Origin of the sequence: Psychroserpens sp. AS72, assembly GCF_038900375.1 — a bacterium.
In the GTDB taxonomy this organism is placed as follows: domain Bacteria; phylum Bacteroidota; class Bacteroidia; order Flavobacteriales; family Flavobacteriaceae; genus Psychroserpens.
The window spans coordinates 594,234-615,534 of the sequence record NZ_JBBMRC010000001.1 but is presented as its reverse complement, the minus strand read 5'-3'; the positions used below and the strand labels follow the sequence as shown (position 1 = coordinate 615,534).

Genomic DNA, 21,301 nt, shown 5'->3' with positions numbered 1-21,301 from the left:
GTATGTTTCAAATTCACTCAATTAAATAATAATAATCACTATAATTAAAAAAAAATAGTTGAAAAATCTTACAATTGAGAAGTTTTATTATATTTGCCATCCCTTATTCTCACAGACTTGACGCGACATTATTGATTTTATCGACTAACAACAAATTTATACGATATATGAAACATTTTTACGCTTTTTTAGTACTTCTTTTAATTGGAAATTTAGGGTTTGGTCAGACATTATCATCTGGTGACCTAGCAATTATTGGCTTGAGTGTTGATGACGAAGAAGCACTTATTGTTGCTTTAGAAAATATTTCTTCTGGAGAATCGGTTTTCTTTACAGATGAAGAATGGGGAGGCACTTCATTTAACTCAGGAGAAGGTTTCTACGAATGGGTAACACCAACAATAACAGCTGGCACTGTATTTAAAATTGATACAAATGGTACTAGTGTTGGAGGAACAGTTACCCAAAGAGCTGGTAGTTTCGCTCTTGGCAATAGTGGTGATGGCTTTTATTTATACCAAACATCTACTAACATATATAATTCTGGCACATACACTGTACTTGGTTTTGTTGGAGAAGATGGTGGCGATGCTGGCACTTTAACAGGCACTGGTTTAACGCTAGGTACAAACGCTATTTACTATGGTGGAGATAATGGAATATACACAGGAACTAGAACTGGTCAAGACAAAAACACTTATTTATCTCTAATATACGGAAGTTCATGGTCTACCTCTGGTTCTGCTCAAACATTTGACTTGACAAACTTTACATTTACAGCTTCAGGTCCAGCAAACCCAAACGCTTTTTCAGCAAATGCAAGTTCTTCTACACAAATAGATTTAACTTATGATGATAACGATCCAGGAAATAATGCTACTGGAGATAGTGTAGTAATCGTATTTAATACAGATAATAATTTTGATACACCAACAGGAACTCCAACAGTAGGAAATTTCTTTGGAGATGATGAAATTTTAGTTGTAGGACTTGGTACAGATCCTGACCCAGTTTTTAATCATACTGGATTAACAGAAAACACAACCTATTATTATAGAGCCTACACATATGATGGTACAGATTATTCTTCAGGAATAGATGCAGACGCAACAACTCCACTTGCTTGTCCAAGCATTTCTGGATTAAGTATAGATAGTTTTACTGATGTAGAAGCTATCGTTAGCTGGACAGCTGGAGGTTTAGAGGGAGAATGGGAAATTGCCGTACAGACAGCTGGTACAGGTACACCTGATAACACACCAGGTTCTGGAACAGTTACAACTAATAATCCTCATACAGAATCAAGCTTAACTCAAAATACGCCCTACGAAGTTTATGTAAGAGCTAATTGTACTTCGAACAGCAATGGATATAGTAATTGGGTAGGTCCAATTACTTTTACAACAGAAATTACACCACCACAAGGTAGTACTTGCGATGATCCTATAGATTTAGGAGTATTACCATACATTGCTTTAGCTGAAACTACAGATGGATTTGGTGATGATTATTCTGGATCACCAGGAGCTTCTGGTTGTGGTTCTACTAGCTCATATTTAGATGGAGATGATATCGTATATACATACACATCTGATGAAGATGGAACTATTAATATTAATTTAACTAGTATTACTGACACTTACACAGGTGTCTTTATATATGATTCCTGTGCAGATATAGGTAATAGTTGTCAAGCTGGAGATGTAAATTCTAGTAGCACTTTAGATTTAAACATTCCTTTGTTTCCTGTTACAAATGGTCAAACGTATTATATAGTTGTTTCTACTTGGGCTACTCCACAAACAACAACTTATGATCTTTCTATTACTAAAGGAACTTCAAACTTATCTAATATCATTGAATCTGGTTTTGATGAACCTAATAATATCGATTACACCTTGTATGATGATGTCACTAGTGGTTTAGATGAGACTAACGCTATAAAAATTGGAGAATTTACTATTCAAGATGCTGGAAATGCTCCTACAGACACAGATGCATTAACAACAACATTAACAGCGATCTCATTTGATATTATTGGCGCTGCTAATATTGCAGCAATAGCATTAATCGATGATACAGCACCAATACTTTCTACCTATGCTGAAACATCAACTGTAACAGCAACTACAACTTTTACAGGATTAAGTATATCAGCTGATGATGACGGCTCTAAAACATTTAGTGTTTATGTCACTTTTGACAATGGAAATATTACAGATAACGATCAAATTCAATTAACCATCAGTGCTGCATCTGCAGATCCTAGTGGCTCTGTTTTTGCTGCAGTAGATGCTGGAGGTGCTGAAACCACACTTAATGGTGATGACAATAAAATTGAAGTAACAGCAACTAGCTTAATTATTGACACTAATACATCAAATGTAGACGTCAATGCTATTATGTCTCCTTCTCCTACAGTTACAGCTGTTGATGATGAGATTAATACAGATTTAGATGCTGTAACAATTACATTAACACCATCTGTTGCAGATATTTATAGCATCTCAGCTTCTTATGCAGAAGCTACAGTGTCTGGTACTGCAACTTTTGATAATTTAAGTTTCGATACTGTAGGTACTGGTTATACATTAACTGCAAGTTCTGGTAGTTTAATGACAGAAGTAAGCACAACATTTGATGTAACTACTGCAGGTGATGCAGGTGGTGCTACAGATTTATTTATTTCAGAATACCTCGAAGGGTCAAGTAACAACAAATACATAGAAATTTATAATGGTACAGGAACAGATGTCTCGCTAACAGATTATTCTGTTGAACTATATGCCAACGGAGCTTCAAGTCCATCTAACACTGAAGATTTCACAGGATTTGGTTTCCCAGCAACTTTAGCAGATGGAGCTACAATTGTTTTAGAAAATTCTAGTGCAAACATATATGAAGGTACAGCATTCAGTTCTTCTATTTGCAACTTTAATGGAGATGATACTGTTGTTCTTAAAAACAATGGTACAATTATAGATATCGTTGGAAACATAGGTTGCGATCCTGGATCTTTTTGGAGTTCAGCATCAAATGATACTCAAAATAACACATTGGTAAGAAATGCTAGTATTTGTGAAGGAGTTACTTTAGATCCTTCAAACTCACCTTGTGATTTTCCAACTTTAGAATCAGAATGGATACAATTCCCTGAAGATGACGTTTCAAATTTAGGTTCTCACACAGCTAATTGTAGCGCTACTCCAACTTGCAACACATTTGTTGGAAACGGTTTAAACGGTTTTGGAGGTGTCTTAGGTAATGGTACCCTTGAGGTATGTGCTGTTTCAGGTACAACTATTGATTTTACGTATACCAGAGGAACTGATGATTTTAATGACTATATGGTTATTTATATAGACAGTCAGTCTGGTGGTATTACAGATACAGCTAACTTAACAGATACAGGTGACGATGGAAGAAAAGCAATTTCAGGTTTTGATGGAACTAACCGATCTACTTTAAGTTTTCCTCCTGGTTTCGAACCAGATTTCGCAATATCTATGAATAATAATTTTGCTGGTTTATTTGAAATCGTTGAATCTGGATCTCATACGTTTATCCAAGATGCAGTATTAAGTCCAACAGCAACTAACAATGCAGCGACATACACATTTAATATAGATTTTGCTAATATCAACTCATCTCCAAACGCTGAAAGTTTAAACGTATTAGCTACTTACCTTAATCCTTCTGGTGCATTTAGGTCTAATGAAGCAATAGGTAGAATGAATACGGTTGGTAATCCTGGCGCTAATCCTGTTGGGATGGATACCTATTACCAATCTAATAGTGGACTTCAAGGAGGAAAAGCACCTTCTGTTGCTGACGGATTATGGTCTGAAAGTACGTCATGGACAAATGGAAATTCACCTTTAAATAGTGATGAGATTACAATTAATAATGTGATTAATCAAGACACTAATTATTCTGCTAGTTCTATAGAAATAACTGGATCTAACGTATTAACTATTGATTCAGGTAGCACACTTGCAATGACTGGTGGAATTACTGGAACTGGTAATATTAATGTAGATGGTAAACTTATATTAACCGAAGGTGGTTTTACAGATATCACTCCAACATACGGTTCTGGTTCTACTTTAGAATACCGAAATATAATTGCTACTTACAACCGTTTTAACGAATGGAGTAATGGAACTGCTCTTGGTGTTGGTGTTCCTGATAATGTAATTATTGAAAATGCATCCTTAGACTTAACAAATGGTGCTCAATCAGGTTTTGTTGATTTCACTGTTGGTGCTAACCTAACTGTATTAACCAGTGGAAGTTTAACCATTGATGCAACTGAAAGCTTAACTCTTGGTGGAGATTTAAACATTTCCGCAGGAAACTTAGATTTAAATTCAGTTTCTAATGATTACTCAAGCTTAATTGTTTCAGGCACTTCAACTGGAGATGTTATTTATAGACGTCATATCAATACGTTTGCTACAAATCCTATAACTGGGAACAATGATCTTATTTCTGCACCTGTTACAAATGAAAATCAAACTTTTGCAGTGTTTAGAAACGTTAATACTAATATTCCAACTGGAACTATTAGTGGTGTTGATTCTTATTTATTTGGCCCATTAAATAATGATACAAACGTTTACGAAAACTATACAACAGCAAACGATAATGATATATTGACATCTGGTGTTGGTTATAGAACAGCAACAAATACTGCTACAACAACACATACTTTTATTGGAGATGTACAAACTGGTAGTGTTCCTGTAGCAATTAACATTGGTGCTGCTAGTGAATGGAATTTAGTAGGTAATCCTTATCCATCATATATTAGTAGTGCAGAATTTTTAAATGAAAACGCAGCTTTATTAGATGAAGATGCTGTTGGTATCTATGGATATGATGGTGATGCTGGAAGTGGATGGAGAATATTAAACTTTAATACAACTAGTAGTACAGATTACAATATGGCTCCTGGTCAAGGATTCTTAGTTGCAGCTGAAAGTACTGGAACCGTAAACTTTACTACTGCTATGCAAACCATAATTGGTGATGATGATTTTATTCCTTTAAGAACTGAAAATAACGAGCATTTAAAACTTCAAATAGAACGTGGAGATTCAAATTACGAAACAGATTTCTACTTCAATGATAATTCAACTTTAGGACTTGATCCTGGTTATGATGCCAAAGTTTTTGGCCCTAGCGCTCCTAGTTTTGCTATATACTCGCATCTGGTTGAAGATAATACTGGAGTTGATTTTGCAATTCAATCATTAAATATTACAGATTTAAGCAGTGTAACAATTCCGTTAGGTGTTAATGCAAATCAAGGTGAGCAAATTACATTTAGTATCGTTGAGTCTACTTTACCATCAACAATAGACGTGTATATAGAAGATACTGTTGCTAATACAACAACATTATTAAATGACACAAACTACGTATTAACTCCAAATGTTGATTTATCTGGCACAGGACGCTTCTTCTTAAGATACACTGAAGACGCATTGTCTACTCTAGAAAACAGTTTTAACAACTTAAACATCTACACTTCAAAAGCAACAAAAGAGATTGTTATCGCTGGACAACTACTAGAGAATACCATTTGCAACATTTATGATATTCAAGGAAGACTCGTATCTACAACCGAATTAAACCATACAACTCTTGAAAATAGAATTGATGTTTCTACGGTAAACACTGGTATTTACATTGTGAAGCTACAAAGTAATAACCTAGAAAAAACTCAAAAACTAGTTGTAGAATAACCACAACACTTATTAAAAGTTAAAAAAGACATATTCTATGAGTATGTCTTTTTTTATTTTTTACACCGAAATGTGACTTTTTAATCAAAGCATGGTCTAATTAATGAATACTTATTAACACGAAAACGTTTTCGGTTTTAAGAGTATTATAACTTAGTATATCTTTACATATTCCTAATTAAACTAGGTATTAACTATAAATGATTTCGGCATGATTAAAAAATACACCACTTGTTTATTTACATTATTAATTTCTTTAGTATTACTTCAAACTACATTTGCGCAACAAGACGTTTTTAGTCGAGGAGATGTATCGACTGGAAATTTTGGTGATGGAGAATTACCATGGTTTTATGCGACTTCAAACAACAGTCAAGGTGATCCAGATAATGGAAATACGACAAGAAATTATGTTAAAATTGGTCATAATAATAATACAACAATGACGACTAATGGTCGTTTTTATCAATTCACTTCTTTAGATTTTCAATCTAGCGCAACGTCTGCTAGAACTATAAATAATTCTGGAGGTGGTTTGTCTGCATCTGGAGGTATCTATAACGCTTCTGCTGCAACCCACACTTTTAACACACCAATAGGAATTGATGGTAGCACAGTTCAAATTCATGTAAACTCTAGTGGTAGTTTTGTTTTTAATCAAAACATCTTCATCAATAGTAATACTGTAGAATTTGGTAATTTGGGTACTGGAAATATTACTGTTAATGGTACAATGGAAGGTACTGGGAACATGAAAAAAATTGGAACTAACACGCTTATAATAACTGGGACACATACTTATACTGGTACAACATCTATTGAAGGTGGTCTTTTAATATTACAAACTAGTCTTGCAAATAGTGATATTACTGTTAAATCTGGTGCAACATTAGAAATTGAGGGTGATGTGATAGTAAAGTCTTTATTGGTAGAAACTGGTGGTAACGTCGTTGTTAATGCAGGAAAATCCCTAACAGTTTCAAATAATTTGACTGCAACAGGTGATGTTACATTTAACTCAAATTCTCAAAGCTATTCTAGCTTAATTGCGAACTCAGTAACTGGAACTGTAACCTATAAGCGATTTGTAAACAATGCTGCAGGTTCAGGAACATCTACTACTGCAAATGATTTGGTAAGTCCACCTGTAGCTGGCATGACTTTTGGAGATTTAAGAATGGCTGCTGACACTAATATACTTTCAGGAATGGTAAGTGGTAATGGACCTTTTTACCTTTTTGGACCATTTGACAATAGCAGTACAAACAATTATGTTTTATTTGAAGAAACAGTTGACGACGGTATTATACTTGACTCAGGAGTTGGTTACCGTACAGGTTCTGCAGATACAGATGGAGGAATATATACATTTACTGGCACTGTTGAAACTGATGATGTACCAAAAACAATTACAACGCCTTCAGGTGGTAATCAATGGAATTTAATTGGAAACCCTTACCCTTCATATATAACACTCTCTGGGTTTTTAAGCATGAACAATGGTAAATTTGATACAAATGCAGCTGGAGTTTACGGTTATGATGGTGCTGCTTCAGATGGTTGGATAGTATGGAATTCGTTATATTCTTTGTTAAATCCAAATGCTCTAATAGCACCAGGACAAGGATTTTTTGTGGCTTCTGGCTCAGCTAGTGAAGTTGTAAATTTTGATTCAGACATAAGATCTATAGGTGCTAGTGATGATTTTATACCTTTGCGATCTACTTCAGCTATTTCGACAGTAAAATTAAATTTGGCATCAGCAACTAATAGCTATGATACTGAAGTTTACTTTACAGAATTTTCCACTTTAGGATTAGATCCAGGATTTGATGCTAGTCTTTTTGGTGGAACCATACCAGATTTTTCTGTGTATTCTAATTTAGTAGAAGAAAATAATGGTATTCCGTTTGGGATACAAGCAGTTGGCGAGACAGATTATAATGATGTTATTATACCTTTAGGTGTAACTGCTAATATCAGTGAACAAATAACATTTAGCATTAGTAACAGCACTATACCTAGTACAGTTGAAGTATATTTAGATGATACAGTTGCAAGTACATCTACTCTTTTAACAAATTCTGATTATGTTTTGACTCCTAGTTCATATTTATCTGGTGTAGGTCGTTTCTATTTAAGATTTATTGATAATTCATTAAGTACAGCACAAAACAGTTTTGACAGTTTAGATATTTTTATGGCTTCTAAATCAAAAGAAATTATTGTAAACGGTCAACTTTCAGAAAATACAAATTGTGCGCTTTATGATATTCAAGGTAGATTAATTTCAACTATTGCTTTAGATGATACAATTTTACAAAACCGAATTGATGTTTCTAACGTAACTACAGGTATATATGTTATTAAATTATCAAACAATGATTCTAAATTATCTAAAAAGATTATTATTAAATAATTTGTGATCAAAATTAAACCTATAACGTTTTTAAATACTAAATTTTTACTTACTTTTGTCCACTATATAAGTTTACAATGAAAAGAAATAGTCCTCAAGATCAAATAACACGTAAGGAAGCCATCAAAAAGATGGGTAAGTACGCAGCACTTACTGCAATGGGTACATTTCTTATTCTAAATCCTAAAAAAGCTCATGCATCTTCACCTCCAGATCCAGGTGGAAATCCATTTGATTAATATCATATTTTTATTTTGAAAACGAATTTAGCTCCTAAGCACATTCGTAATATTGATGGCTCTATAATACTTTGGTTTAAAGAGTCAAACAGGTACGTTGTAGTACCTGAAAATACTTGGATATTAATTAGTTTATATCTAGAAACTAAAACTCAAGAATCTTATCTCAATCAGCTTGAGCATTCACTCAAACTTGGTAAGTTAAAGGAATGTAAAGCAATTTTCAACGAAATCTCTACCTTTTTAATTGATGTTAATTCAGTTTCAACACCTGAAAACGAAACGTTTAAAACTATTGCATCTCCAAAATTAGAAATTGAAAGACATTATCTAATTCATAACAAGCAAATCAAAATAAATTTTGAAACATCACTTATAGAAAGTATCATACACCCTCAAATTGAACATCATCAAACAAACAAGGTCGTAAATATTGATACTGAATTTGATATTTTCAAAACCAACGATTACTTACATCTTCATAAAAACAAAAGTCATATTGGAAGCTATAAAACAAATGCCTTCCATCTTCTACAAGGACGATTTGCTTTAGAATTAACAAATACAATTCATGATAAAAATGTAGATGATTGGATTGCTACATTTCATGCTTCTACTGTTGCTAACACAAAAGAATCTATTATGATTATTGGAGATTCTGGAAATGGAAAAAGCACCTTATCAGCTCTATTAATGGCTAATGGTTTGGATTTATTGGCAGACGATTTTACACCTCTATATCTAGACATGAACCTGTATAGATATCCAAGTGCTATTTCAATTAAAAAAGGCGCTTTCAGTATTTTAGATTCGGAAATATCTAACTTCAATACCCTAAAAACTCATACCAATGGTCCTAAAAAAGTAAACCTTAAGTATGTGCCTCAAAATCAAAAATTAGACACTAAAAACACTCACTTTCCTTGTAATAAAATTGTGTATGTAAAGTTTGATAATACCAAAACGTCTGAAATGCATCCAATTTCCGTAGAAAAAATATTAGAGACTTTAATTCCAGACTCATGGATTTCACCAAACGAAAAACATGCTCAAAAATTCATGAACTGGCTTAATGACGTAAAATGTTATGAACTAATTTACAGTGATAATGATTTTGCAATTAGTAATTTTAAAGCGTTATTTAATTAATTACGAATTTAAGATTGCATATAAAAAGTACTATTAACATGAGTTTGACCTAAAAATTTGTCATCAACAACACAGACATACCAAGACACATTACAACTTATTGCAGAAATTCTATGCATAGATAATTCTACGCAAAACCTCAAAATGAAATTATCGGAAACTGAGATTAACTGGGATCAATTTGTAAAACTATCGAGTCAACATTTAGTGTTAACCACATCGTATTGCAGATTAAAACAGAAAAAATTAGCAAACTACTTACCAAAGGAATTAGAGAATTATTTAGAAGAGATTACAAGTATTAACCGAAATAGAAATCTTACATTATTAGAAGAAATTAAGGCTATTTCAAATTGCTTGAATGAACATCATATTCCTTACGTCTTTTTAAAAGGTGCTGCACTATTAATTGGAGGCTACTGCAATGATTTAGGAGAACGTATGATATCTGATTTAGATATTTTGATTCCAAAAGAACATATCCATAAAGCGTTTAACCTATTAAAAAAACTAGGTTACAATCAAGAAAAAGGCTTTAATTATGAGGTTAAAAATTTTAGGCATTTAGCAAGACAATTCAGTGATGATAAAATGGCGGTTATAGAATTGCATCATTCAGTATTAAACATAAATTATTCTTCGCCAATCAATCTGCAAGAACTCTTTGATACTTCTGTAAAAATTAATAATATCTATATCCCAAACTCATATTATCTCAATTTAATTACTATTTATGGTATCCAAATCAACTCTAATGCATATCGCTACAAACAATGGTTCTTAAGAAGTTTAAGTGATAGTTTAGTACTTAAAATTTGTAATGAAAAAAAATTAATTGAAGATTTTAAACATGATAAAATCGTAAAAGACTATTTCTCAAAATTACATGCGATATTTGATTGCATTAAAATGGAACCAAATCCAGCCCTTACTAATCTAATAAGACGTTACCATTTTAGAATACAGCATATAAGATATCATCAATTATCACATAAAATAAAATTTGTTTTTTTCAATATCACAGAACGGCTAACCTTGATTTTTAATAATAAAAGCTATAGAAAACACCTTATAAAATCAATTCTATTAAAATTAAATCCTAATTAAACCGTTATTATAACTGTGTTTTCACTTTTAAATATCCCTTCAAATGAGAAACTGTAGTTATTTTACGGAACATATATTCTTGATTGTAATAACAGTAATTTTCAATTATTAACAACAAATATAGTCTTGATAATGATTTGATTTAAAGTTTCAAAAAAATAGTCAATTATAATTTACAAAAAACTAAGTAGTATTAGAAATTATTATACCTTTGTAGATTGTTACAAAACATGAAACCTTAATTTTTTTCAAGGTAATTTTATTATAATAAAAAATGAAAAAAACAATTTTAGCATTAATAATCTTAGCGCTTTTTAGCTATGATAGCCAAGCTCAATCTAATTTAACAAAGAGAGAACTTAGAGACACAGAAGCTTGGATTTTGGCAGCAGGTGTTAACGCAACTGGAAGTCTAGGAACTAGAAACCCTTTTAAAGATGTTGATGATTTTCAATTTCAAAATCCATTTGTTATTGGCATCCAGCATAAATGGTCAAGATTATTCTCAATTGAACAAGATTTTTCAATTAATGGATTCACTGAAAACACTATAATTGATGGTAATCCTGTACCTGAAGATTACACTTATTTCTCAACTAATACATATTTAAAATATTATTTTTCTGACCATTTATGGGAAGCAAGATGGCTTGACATGTATGCAGGTGGTGGATTAGGTATTTTTACTATAAACGAGTTTAACACATCAGCAAATGTTGTATTAGGTGGTATTATATGGATAAACCCTAAAATAGGAGTGAGATTGCAAGGTGTTGGTAAATTTGCTTTTAACCACAAAGACAATGTATTTGATAACAATCATTTTCAATATATGTTACAAGGCGTTTTCAAACTTGATTAAAGCATAAAGAAATCAAAATAAAAAAGACCCAAATAATTTTATTATTTGGGTCTTTTTTATTTCTATGATTATCACTCTTAATAACCAGCAAAATTAAACCCTAACATCGTTTTTACTTTACCGTAAATATTTGGGAATTCTGATTTAAACTGTTGTGGAGATTCTATAAAAGTCTCTATAATAACAGATAAAAACTCAAATTGATTTGTAAATGCATATTCTCTCAAGAAATTAGATTTAACGAGTTTAATTTTTAATTCCGGATTAGTATCAAGCATATTAGTAAGTTCTACAAAAGCATCTAAAAATATAGCAGCACTTGTACTCGTTCGTCTTACTTTCATATAATAAAAATGAATAGCATGTGTAAATTCATGGATGGCTAAATTAAGATTATCATCTTCTATTTCATAACCATGTAAAACATCTTTCCATGAAAACACCAATGCTTTTAACCCTAAGTTAAATTCACCTTTATGATACGCTTTATTTGTTTGTGAATAGAATTCTTCAGGATAGAATATTATGCGCTCTACAGACTCAATATTATAATCCCTCAAGCCAAAAGTTAACTTTATTAATGTTGCCGACAAGACGACCTTCATTTCCTCAGTAACCTCAATATCCTTGCCTATAAATTCAGTTTCATTTATAATTTTACAAACTCTATGCTCAAAATAAGATTGGTGTTTTAAAGGTAGTTTTTGATAGAACTTGATATTTTTTTTAAGTAACGACTTTTGAGAATGTGATAGTTTTCTTTGTCTCAAATATACATGATTGAAAAATAATTTTTTGTTAACATATTCTACATATGCCATTTCAAAGAAATAAAACAATTTTCCAATTAAAAAAACAATAATTAAAAGCGCTGCACATAGTAAGAAATAGTTCGCAATTACTTTTTCTCCTTCGGAAAGTTTACTGTATTGAAGAGATAGAATAATTTGAAAGTATAATGACATTGTATTATAATGATGTTTTCTTTTTGTATGCTTCGGAAATTTTATATAATGTCCGTTTCACCTAAATAATTACTGTGTTTTAGCGGCTTCTAATTCTTTAAACGGATTATCTTAAACGAGCTTGATTTAACGCAAATATAAATGAGTCCTTTCTCAAGGATTCGCTTCGCGTATCCTTGAATGCTTCGCTTTGAAAATCAAAAACCTAAGCTTATAAATTCAAGCGAGCTTGATTTAACGCCTAGGTTTTTGATTTATTCGTGACCTCGAGAGGGTTACAATTTAGTTAATAGGTATTAATTCAATTTAATATGATTTAATACTCAACACATCAAATATACTAATAAAATAGATAAACATCTATACAAACATCGTACAAACATTATCTTTAATTTTTCAATGCATTAACTCATAAGTGACACAAAAAATGGTATAAAAATCTAAAATGTGTCACTTTTATTTTGTAAATATGCATTACCAATAATGATGTTATGTCAAAACTCACTTTCAAACTTCGAGACGCAAAAGATAATACAGCATCTATTTTACTTGTTTTTAATTATGGTAAAGAAAAACGATTAAGATACGCTACAGGCTTTCGGGTTCAAAACAAAAAAAACTGGGATGCGACAAAAATGCGTATTAAGAATGTTATTGAAGAACTTGACAGAGTATATGTAAACAATAAGCTTAACGAACTAAGCACATCTCTTGAAAGACAATATGCAAAGCGAACCATTGAAGAAAACAAAGAAGCTAATAATGACTTTCTCAAGGATATTTGTGATGAAGTTCTGGGGAAAATAAAATCAGATAATAGAGTTGAAAAGTTGGAGTTACTATCCTTTTATAAATGGTACATAAATTATTATCAGAAGAATCCACTAATGTCTACTTCAAGGCATTTAAGCAAGACAACTGCAAAAACTTACAATAATGCTTATAATATATTGGAACGATTTAACAAGGAATTCAATTATAGAATTTCTTATGAAAAAATAGGTCAAAAGTTTTATAGAGATTTTTTGCAATCGTTACAAGACAAGCAATATTCAGCTAATTACATAGGAACTCAAATTAAAATCCTTAAGACTATTTTAAATGCAAGTTTAGAATTAGAAAATCACAACAACAGAGAACACCTTAAAAAGTACTTTAGCAAGCCTACAGAAGAAGTAAACCATATATATCTAAACCCCAAAGAACTTAAAGCAATATTCAATCTGGATTTAAGTGATATTAAACCTATTAAAATCAATAAATTTCTCCACCTCACTTCAAAACAATTGGATATTGCTAGAGATTTATTTCTCATATCTGCTAATACAGGTTTACGAGTAAGTGACTTTAACAGACTTGAACACAACAACATTATAGAAGTCGAGGGTAGAAAATACATTCAGATTATTACCAAAAAAACTAAAAAACCAGTTACAATTCCCATTAATTCCATGATTAAAGATATTCTGAATAAACGAGACGGTTGCCCTCCAAAACGAATGACAGAACAACACATCAATTATGCTATAAAGGAAGTAGCTAAATTAGCTGGAATTAATTCTATTGAAAATATTGAGAGAACTATTGGTGGTATTAAAACTATAACACCTTATAAAAAGTATAAATTAGTTTCAAACCATACAGCCAGAAGGTCGTATTCAACCAATGCATTTTTAGCTGGAGTTCCCGTACACGATATTATGATGACTACTGGGCATAAAACGGAAAAAGTCTTCAGACATTACGTAAAAGCCGATGACCTTCAACGAGCAATTAAGGCTGGATTACATCCATTTTATGATTAATAATCTTATCATTTCTATCCCAATCTACTTTTATAAGAAGAAAACACACCTGAATTAGCTAATTCACCCACTTTATTATTAATGTCGAGCTATTTTTTGACCCAAATGCTAATCCGATTTAGTTAAAGTTCAGTTAAAAAACGGCATGAATTAACTAGTTCAAAGCTGAATTAACTAATCCAAAACTTAAATTACTGAAACTCAAATACTTTACTTTTTTTTATAAAAAATTCAAATTAACTAATTCAATATCAGTATTTTATGATTTGTACACATTAATATAATGTTGTAATTCTGTAGTGTTGGAATTGATAGCTATCCCTTCACAAAACTAAAATGACCATAAGGTCTTTAGGAAGCATTTAAAAATAGAAAGATGAAAAAAATAGAGATTGAACAAGTCTCCATGAGGGAGCTTATTGAAAAATTTGAAGAGATTATTATTAAAAACTCTAATCTTCAGAAAAAGATAACAGAAGTTAATAATCTTGATGTATTAACACGAAATGAGGTTGCTGAATTACTTAAGGTAAGTACTGTAACATTACACCATTGGGCTAAGAAAAAAATATTAATCCCTTTCAGTATTGGAACTAGGGTATATTATAAAAAAGAAGATATACTATCATCAATGAAAGGAGGTCAAAATATCTAATCATTGTAAGTATTTATATACCCTCATTTGATGATAAATTATCTCAGATAAAATTCACAAAAGGGTTAGATTTAAAAAAATGCATCATTAATACTATCTATCATTTTAAAATAATAATAGCATGTAAATCTTTTAAATAAGCTTACATAGACAAAATACAAAGCATCAGGAACACTTTTGTTTACCAACCGATTATAAAGTTTTACCACGGTGGTTTAGAATGCGGGCAGTCGTCAAAACAAAGACCTCTTTACTTCTATACCTGATGTTTTAATAACTATTTGAATATTAATTAAAACCATAACATCATGAAAAAAGCAAAAACAAATAATACAACTGTCGAAGGATATTTAAAAAACAAATACAACTTTAGATATAATATTTTCACTAGTGCAGTAGAGTTTCATTCTAAAACAGAAAAAAAATTCAAAGTAATGAAGGACTTTGACCTACGTTCATTAGTTAGAGAATTAAATGCCAATAATTACAATATCAGCAAAAGCCGATTAGATGATTTATTTAAATCAGACTTCTCATATGTATATCACCCTTTAAAAGAATATTTAAAATCACTACCTGAGTGGGATAAAACTGATTACATCTCTGAATTAGCAGCAAGAGTTAAAACGGATGATGATGATTTTTTTACTGATGCATTTAAAAGATGGTTCGTAGCAATGGTTGGTTGCGGGATTGAGGATAACATTTTTAATCATACAATGATTATATTCTCTGGAGGACAAGGATTAGGGAAATCAACTTTCATAAGGAGTTTATTACCTAAGGAATTAGATAAATATTCATACTCAGGAATGATAAACCCCAACTCAAAAGACACTTTAGTTCATTTGTCCGAATGCCTTATTATTGATTTAGATGAGCTTTCAAGTCTTACAAGGAGAGAGAATAATGATGTTAAAGAATTAATTACAAAATCAAAAATAAAAATAAGAAGACCATATGGAAGGATTTCCGAAAATTTAGCTAGAAGAGCATCCTTTGTTGGCTCACTTAATGAAGACAAGTTTTTAACTGATTTATCAGGTAATAGAAGATTTTTAAGTTTTAAGGTTGAGTCAATTGATTACAAGAATCCCGTTAATTATAAAGGAGTTTATTCTCAAGCTCTGGCATTGTACAAATCTGGTTTCAAATTTTACTTTGACGGAGAGGAGATTAACAAAATAAATGAAAGAAACGAAATCTTTAGGTCTAAATCTACAATCGAAGAGCTAGTATTAAGTAAATATATACCTGCAATAAATAAATACGAAGCAGAGTTCTACTTAAACTCTTCTGAATTATTATTAAAATTAAACAATAGCGCTAATATTCAAATGAGCAATACGAACAGTATACAGTTAGGAAAAGTATTGAAAAAACTAGGATTTGAGAACATCAAAAAAAATGGAATACAGAAATATGCAATTGATATTATCAAACATTACGATTCTGAAAATCAACAAAACCTTAAAAAAATATCATAAAATTAAGATTGAAGGTAGGGAGGGTAGCTTTATTTAACTTTAACTAGTAATTTAAATAAAGTAAAGCAATTAAATTATTTAATAATATAGTTGCCTTACCTGCCTTTTATAATTATAGATTTTAGAAGTAAATTAATGGATGAATAGCTTAATTACCCTCATAAAACTAGAATAGTATTTTTTTTATATTTCATTCAAAATTATATACAAAAGAAGTTAAAACAAAACCTTCATTTTTAGATTCTATCTTTTCAACAAATTTTAACAACTCAATCTTTTTATAACTATCTGGCTCTTTATTCAAAATGGTTTTAGCAAAAGCCAATTTATCTGCGCTCCATTGATAATCATTCACCCCCAGAATTAATAGTTCGGCATAATAAATTGCGCTTTTATCTGGTGCTTTTTCAGCTAAATCAAAAATTATATTATAAGATTGCATAAAATTATCATAACCCAAAAAGTGTAAATTATTGTTCCTAAATACATTTGAAATGTTCTTTAATGCCTCAGATTTTCCTAACAAAAAATCTATATTATTTTTTTCCTTAATCTTTCCATAATATCTTAATGATTTATCAAAGTTTTGAAGTGCCAAAATAGTTTCACCTCTTGATGCATAATTTACACCTATGTTATTCAATATAATTGCGCTATCGTATAAAACTTCTTCAATATTTTCGTCAACTATTAGTGTTTCATATACTTTAAGTGCCTTGGTGTTAATCTCAAAAAACTTATCATTATTATTAAATTTAAAGTATAATAATGAAAAACTATTTAAGCTTTTTGCATAATGATATTTATAAAAGTTCACGTTTGGTTTATCTGAACTTAAACTTTCAAATAATTTAATTGCCTCACTTAAATAAATTTCAGCATTATCCTTATCATTCTTTTCAACATATATATTACCAAGTTGATTAAGTGTATATGCTTTACCAAATATTTGTTCTTCTTTTGATTTCAAAAGATTCTTTTCGTACAATTCTATGGATTCTTTAAAATATCTGATTGAATCATCTACTCTACCTAATTTATAAGAATAATATCCTAATTGAGAATGATTAATAGCAGATGGCTCAATTTTAACCAATTCCTCATACAAAGAAAAAGTTTCTTTAAATGCTAATAATGAACTAGTTGCGCTTATCGCTTCTCTTAAGATGAAGATATTTTCCTCATTGAGTTTTTTATATCGAGAATAGTATTCCCTTTGAATTTTATCTGCATCTGATTTTTTAAAATGTACTTGAATTCTTTCTAAAACATTACTCAATTCAAAATTACCAAGCGATTTAAGCCTATTTATTTTTTCATTTATTAATTCTAATTCATTTAACATTACTGAAATTATGGTACTGAGAAAACGTTTTTCGTCATAGGATATATTTTTATTAAAAAACCAATCGTCAATTTTATTCTGTATGTTTTCTACACCTTCAGATAATGGTAGCTGTTTTAAATAGATTTCAAGTTTTTCAATATTAACTTTAGAGTTTTCAAGGATTTCTTTGATTTCTAATACTGTCATATTAATATTAGTTGATATTTCATTCCCTGTTTTAAAACCTTCATCTATTGATTTCTTTATTTCAGATTCATTTTTTTGAATTCTAGTTCTAATTTTCGCTCCCTCTAATTGTATTTTATTGGTTAAATATTTTTTAATTTTCTTATTCTCATCTTTTATCACCTTTGATAGGTCAATTTTTAAATTTTCAAGGTTATGAGCTATTTCAATAAATTCATTTTTTATATTATCATTTTCAAATTTTAATCCTTCTAAATGTTCTTGAAAAGTTTTAAATGTAGATTCAATTTCATTGAAATCTGATTTAAAGTCAATTAGAAAGTTCATAAATACTGCATTAGAAACTCTTTTATTAACTTTAAGTTCTTCTACAAAAAATGAACGCATTAATTCAAACCAATCTACTCTTCTATCATCAGTTTTCCAGCCATACAAAATCACATCTCTTAACGACTCTTCTACCCAATTTAGTTTTGCTGATTTTAATTCATTAATCATGAAATTCTTTTGATTATTTTGCAAATCAATGAATCTATCATTTATATCTATTATTTCTGTTTCTAATACATAAATTAAATCTTCATTACTTAGGTCTCCTATATCTATAAAACCATTATTATCTACTTTTTTTAATTCTTGTTTCAAATAATACAATACCTCCTTAAGGTTCTGAGGAGCATTAGAAATAAAATTATCCCATATCTTATACTTAGTTAAATAGACTTGTTTACAAGCTAACATAGTACTTTTTAACTGAGCCCTTCTCAATGCTTTTAAAATATCATGATTGATGGGCTCATCAATTGAAAAAACAAACTTGTTATGGATGGTTTTTAAAGAGTCACAGAAAAATTTATCTCCTTTTCTTGATAAAATACTCTTTCCTATTTCTCCAAGAAGAAAAACAGCTGATGACACTATTGTAATAGGCTCTGGCATAATACATTATATTATTTTCAATAAATATAGCTACACTTGGTTACAATTCAAAAATGAAGACAAAGAAAAAATTGAAAAAGTAATAATAGATTGGAACTTTCTAGAAATGTAGAAATCGCTTACAAGAAAATAGTATCACTCACATTTAAGGCTGAAATTCAAATATTAAATAAAACTCAAAAAAGTAGTCTAGAAAAAATCATCGTTTATTTAAAGATTTACTATAGCTGAAAGTTTCAATTGACCAAACTCATTATCATCAAGACCCTTGAGGGGATTACCTCCATTATTATATTCATAGCCAAATGAAATTGCTGTCTTCCCATCTTTATCGAATTTATAATTTAAACCTATCGCAAAAGAGCTTAAAGCTCCGATATATAAATCTGTATCACCCGAAGAGATTTCCTCCCTATTAACAATATTATACCTGAATTGAAAAATACCATATTGTTTAAAAACATTATAAAGCATACCACTTAAAGGATAAATTTCAATACCAAAACTTGTATTAAGCATAGAAAGAGATTCATACCCTACATGCTCAATACCAACACTATGAAAATGCTTCAATTGAATCCAATCTGAGATATAATAACCGTATTTCTTCTTCGTACCATCGGAATTCCCTCTAACATCACCTGGATATATAATATTAGGTCTAAAAAAATTCAATAATGATGGCTCACCATCTTCATTTTCAAACGATAAAGGTAGAGACAGAGACAAATAACTCAAATATTGCAATCCTTTTTTATCTTTAATTTTATCATCCGAATGTTTGAATGAAAATTCAGGGCTTAAAATTAAACAGGGATAAAGCTTAGTGTCATCAGAATAAAATAGCGGTATCAAATAATTTACACTAACCCCAAACTGAGTCGTATTTTGCTCTTTAGAAATAAGAGTATTTCTGTGTAATTCAGCATTAGCAGAAAATTTCCATTTTGGACTGTCTTTATCTCCCAATTTGAAGTCAACACCAAAGTAACCATTTATTGCATAACTATTTGATATGGTATCATTCTCAGTATAAGTTGCAATAAAAGAAGCAGGTAAAGACTTTGTATATTTATTATCAGATGCTTGACCAGTGGAAAAACCAACAATTAAAGTATCCCCTTTAGCTTTCTTTACTTTTTGAGCATATGTATAATTAACAAATGCTGTAAATAGAACCATTAATATGATATTACTCTGCGCTTTCATATGTAGTTTTTATTAGGTCTAAAACATTTTGAACTGTTTTACATTTAGTAGCTTGTGCAGAAGTTATAGATTTAAACTTCTTATTTACTTTTTTAAGCTTTATCATTCTTTTAACTATAAGATTACACACCTTGTACAAGAATTGTGAAATCCAAGTTGGGTCTATACTTAGTTGACTTATCAAATTTGAGCTTTTCCTAATCTTGTATGGAGTTACTGGGTCAAGATAATTAACCAACATGTTGAAAGCAACATTGTCTTGCCAGAAATCAAATTTTATCTCTTCAGCAATTTTAAGCAAGGTTACTCTCTTTTTAGAGTTATTAGTATGATACGCAACTTGCTCTAAAGATGCTACTAACATTTTAGCATCAGTTTGCGAGATACTAAAATTAACTTTTACATTACTCATATATTTATTTTTTATAAAGTTATGAATTTAAGCCTCTTATAAAGATACCCAGTAAAAGGTATTTTTAAACCATCAACCTTTCTAATCTATCTTTAGTACTTCTCCAATCTGGATACACTTTTTCTAGTAACCCATAAAAAGCATTACTATGATTTAAATACTTCAGGTGACAAAGCTCATGTACAATTACGTACTCAATACACTTTTTAGGAGTTTTAATTAGCTCCAAATTTAAATGTACCTTTCCATTTTTATCACAGCTCCCCCAGCGTTTTTGCATCCATCTATAAGTTAACTGAGGTTCCTGCCCATAAAAGCCTTTTGAGATAGGTTTTAGTTCATCAAATAGCAGATTAAAGTGTAGTTCTGCTTTTTGTTTATACCATTGCTTTAATTGGTTCTGAATAGCTTTTTTATCACCAATATCTTTTACATAGATATTAATATAACCTCCAGTCAATTTTATGCTTGCTTTTTTTGATTTGTGAAGCTTTAATCTATATTGCCTTCCTAAATATAAATGCGTTTCTCCACTTACAAATTTACGCTCAGGTGTTAAAGGATAAAAAGACAAAAAGAAGTCCTGCTGTTTGATAATCCAAGACGCCTTATTCTTGACTTTTTCTCGAATTTTTTCAATAGAAGCTTCTCTAGGAGCTAATACTTTTACAGATTTATCTGGATAAACTTTTATTCCTAAAGTTTTACGCTCAACAAAATCTAAAGAATATTCAATTAATGAATTACCATATTGAATTTGGTCTAGCAT

14 protein-coding genes are annotated in these 21,301 nt (G+C 30.3%); 9 read left to right on the top strand and 5 right to left on the bottom strand.

From position 1 onward, the window contains the following. Positions 1 to 167: 167 nt before the first annotated feature. From WNY78_RS02615 to WNY78_RS02590, 6 genes are all read left to right on the top strand, one after another. The gene (locus WNY78_RS02615; protein WP_342871618.1) at positions 168 to 5,750 is read left to right on the top strand and encodes a lamin tail domain-containing protein; all 5,583 of its coding nucleotides are present in this window, start codon (positions 168 to 170) and stop codon (positions 5,748 to 5,750) included. Between the two features lie 211 nt (positions 5,751 to 5,961). Beyond that, complete coding sequence (locus WNY78_RS02610) at positions 5,962 to 8,169, top strand: T9SS type A sorting domain-containing protein (RefSeq protein ID WP_342871617.1); 2,208 nt, start codon at positions 5,962 to 5,964, stop codon at positions 8,167 to 8,169. Positions 8,170 to 8,246: 77 nt separating this feature from the next. Continuing rightward, the gene (locus WNY78_RS02605) at positions 8,247 to 8,408 is read left to right on the top strand and encodes a hypothetical protein (protein WP_342871616.1); all 162 of its coding nucleotides are present in this window, start codon (positions 8,247 to 8,249) and stop codon (positions 8,406 to 8,408) included. A gap of 15 nt (positions 8,409 to 8,423) precedes the next feature. After that, positions 8,424 to 9,557 (top strand): hypothetical protein, encoded by a 1,134-nt coding sequence (locus tag WNY78_RS02600; protein ID WP_342871615.1) that lies wholly within the window; start codon positions 8,424 to 8,426, stop codon positions 9,555 to 9,557. A 57-nt stretch (positions 9,558 to 9,614) separates the two neighbouring features. Next, on the top strand, positions 9,615 to 10,664 hold the full coding sequence (locus WNY78_RS02595; protein ID WP_342871614.1) for a nucleotidyltransferase family protein: 1,050 nt from the start codon (positions 9,615 to 9,617) through the stop codon (positions 10,662 to 10,664). A 274-nt stretch (positions 10,665 to 10,938) separates the two neighbouring features. After that, positions 10,939 to 11,526 carry a hypothetical protein gene (locus WNY78_RS02590; protein WP_342871613.1) on the top strand — a complete coding sequence of 196 codons (588 nt, stop codon included), beginning with the start codon at positions 10,939 to 10,941 and terminating at the stop codon, positions 11,524 to 11,526. 77 nt (positions 11,527 to 11,603) lie between these two features. Here WNY78_RS02590 and WNY78_RS02585 read toward each other — a convergent pair whose 3' ends face one another. Further along, entirely contained in the window at positions 11,604 to 12,491 is an 888-nt protein-coding gene (locus WNY78_RS02585) for a zinc-dependent peptidase (protein ID WP_342871612.1), read from the bottom strand. A 491-nt stretch (positions 12,492 to 12,982) separates the two neighbouring features. Between WNY78_RS02585 and WNY78_RS02580 the strand changes: the two genes are divergently transcribed. From WNY78_RS02580 to WNY78_RS02570, 3 genes are all read left to right on the top strand, one after another. After that, positions 12,983 to 14,296, top strand: a complete 1,314-nt coding sequence (locus tag WNY78_RS02580; protein ID WP_342871611.1) for a tyrosine-type recombinase/integrase — start codon at positions 12,983 to 12,985, stop codon at positions 14,294 to 14,296. 376 nt (positions 14,297 to 14,672) lie between these two features. Then, positions 14,673 to 14,951 carry a helix-turn-helix domain-containing protein gene (locus tag WNY78_RS02575; RefSeq protein ID WP_342871610.1) on the top strand — a complete coding sequence of 93 codons (279 nt, stop codon included), beginning with the start codon at positions 14,673 to 14,675 and terminating at the stop codon, positions 14,949 to 14,951. A 308-nt stretch (positions 14,952 to 15,259) separates the two neighbouring features. Beyond that, a complete protein-coding gene (locus tag WNY78_RS02570; RefSeq protein WP_342871609.1) occupies positions 15,260 to 16,438 on the top strand; it encodes a VapE domain-containing protein in 1,179 nt (392 codons plus the stop codon). Positions 16,439 to 16,628: 190 nt separating this feature from the next. Here WNY78_RS02570 and WNY78_RS02565 read toward each other — a convergent pair whose 3' ends face one another. The 4 genes from WNY78_RS02565 to WNY78_RS02550 all read right to left on the bottom strand — a co-directional run bounded on the left by WNY78_RS02565 (position 16,629) and on the right by WNY78_RS02550 (position 21,301). Continuing rightward, on the bottom strand, positions 16,629 to 18,911 hold the full coding sequence (locus WNY78_RS02565; RefSeq protein WP_342871608.1) for a tetratricopeptide repeat protein: 2,283 nt from the start codon (positions 18,909 to 18,911) through the stop codon (positions 16,629 to 16,631). A 210-nt stretch (positions 18,912 to 19,121) separates the two neighbouring features. Further along, complete coding sequence (locus WNY78_RS02560) at positions 19,122 to 20,120, bottom strand: hypothetical protein (RefSeq protein ID WP_342871607.1); 999 nt, start codon at positions 20,118 to 20,120, stop codon at positions 19,122 to 19,124. Next, positions 20,104 to 20,532 carry a hypothetical protein gene (locus WNY78_RS02555; protein ID WP_342871606.1) on the bottom strand — a complete coding sequence of 143 codons (429 nt, stop codon included), beginning with the start codon at positions 20,530 to 20,532 and terminating at the stop codon, positions 20,104 to 20,106. Before WNY78_RS02555 ends, WNY78_RS02560 begins: the two co-directional genes overlap by 17 nt. 64 nt (positions 20,533 to 20,596) lie before the next feature. Further along, positions 20,597 to 21,301, bottom strand: coding sequence for a SprT family zinc-dependent metalloprotease (locus WNY78_RS02550; protein ID WP_342871605.1), 705 nt, complete (start codon positions 21,299 to 21,301; stop codon positions 20,597 to 20,599).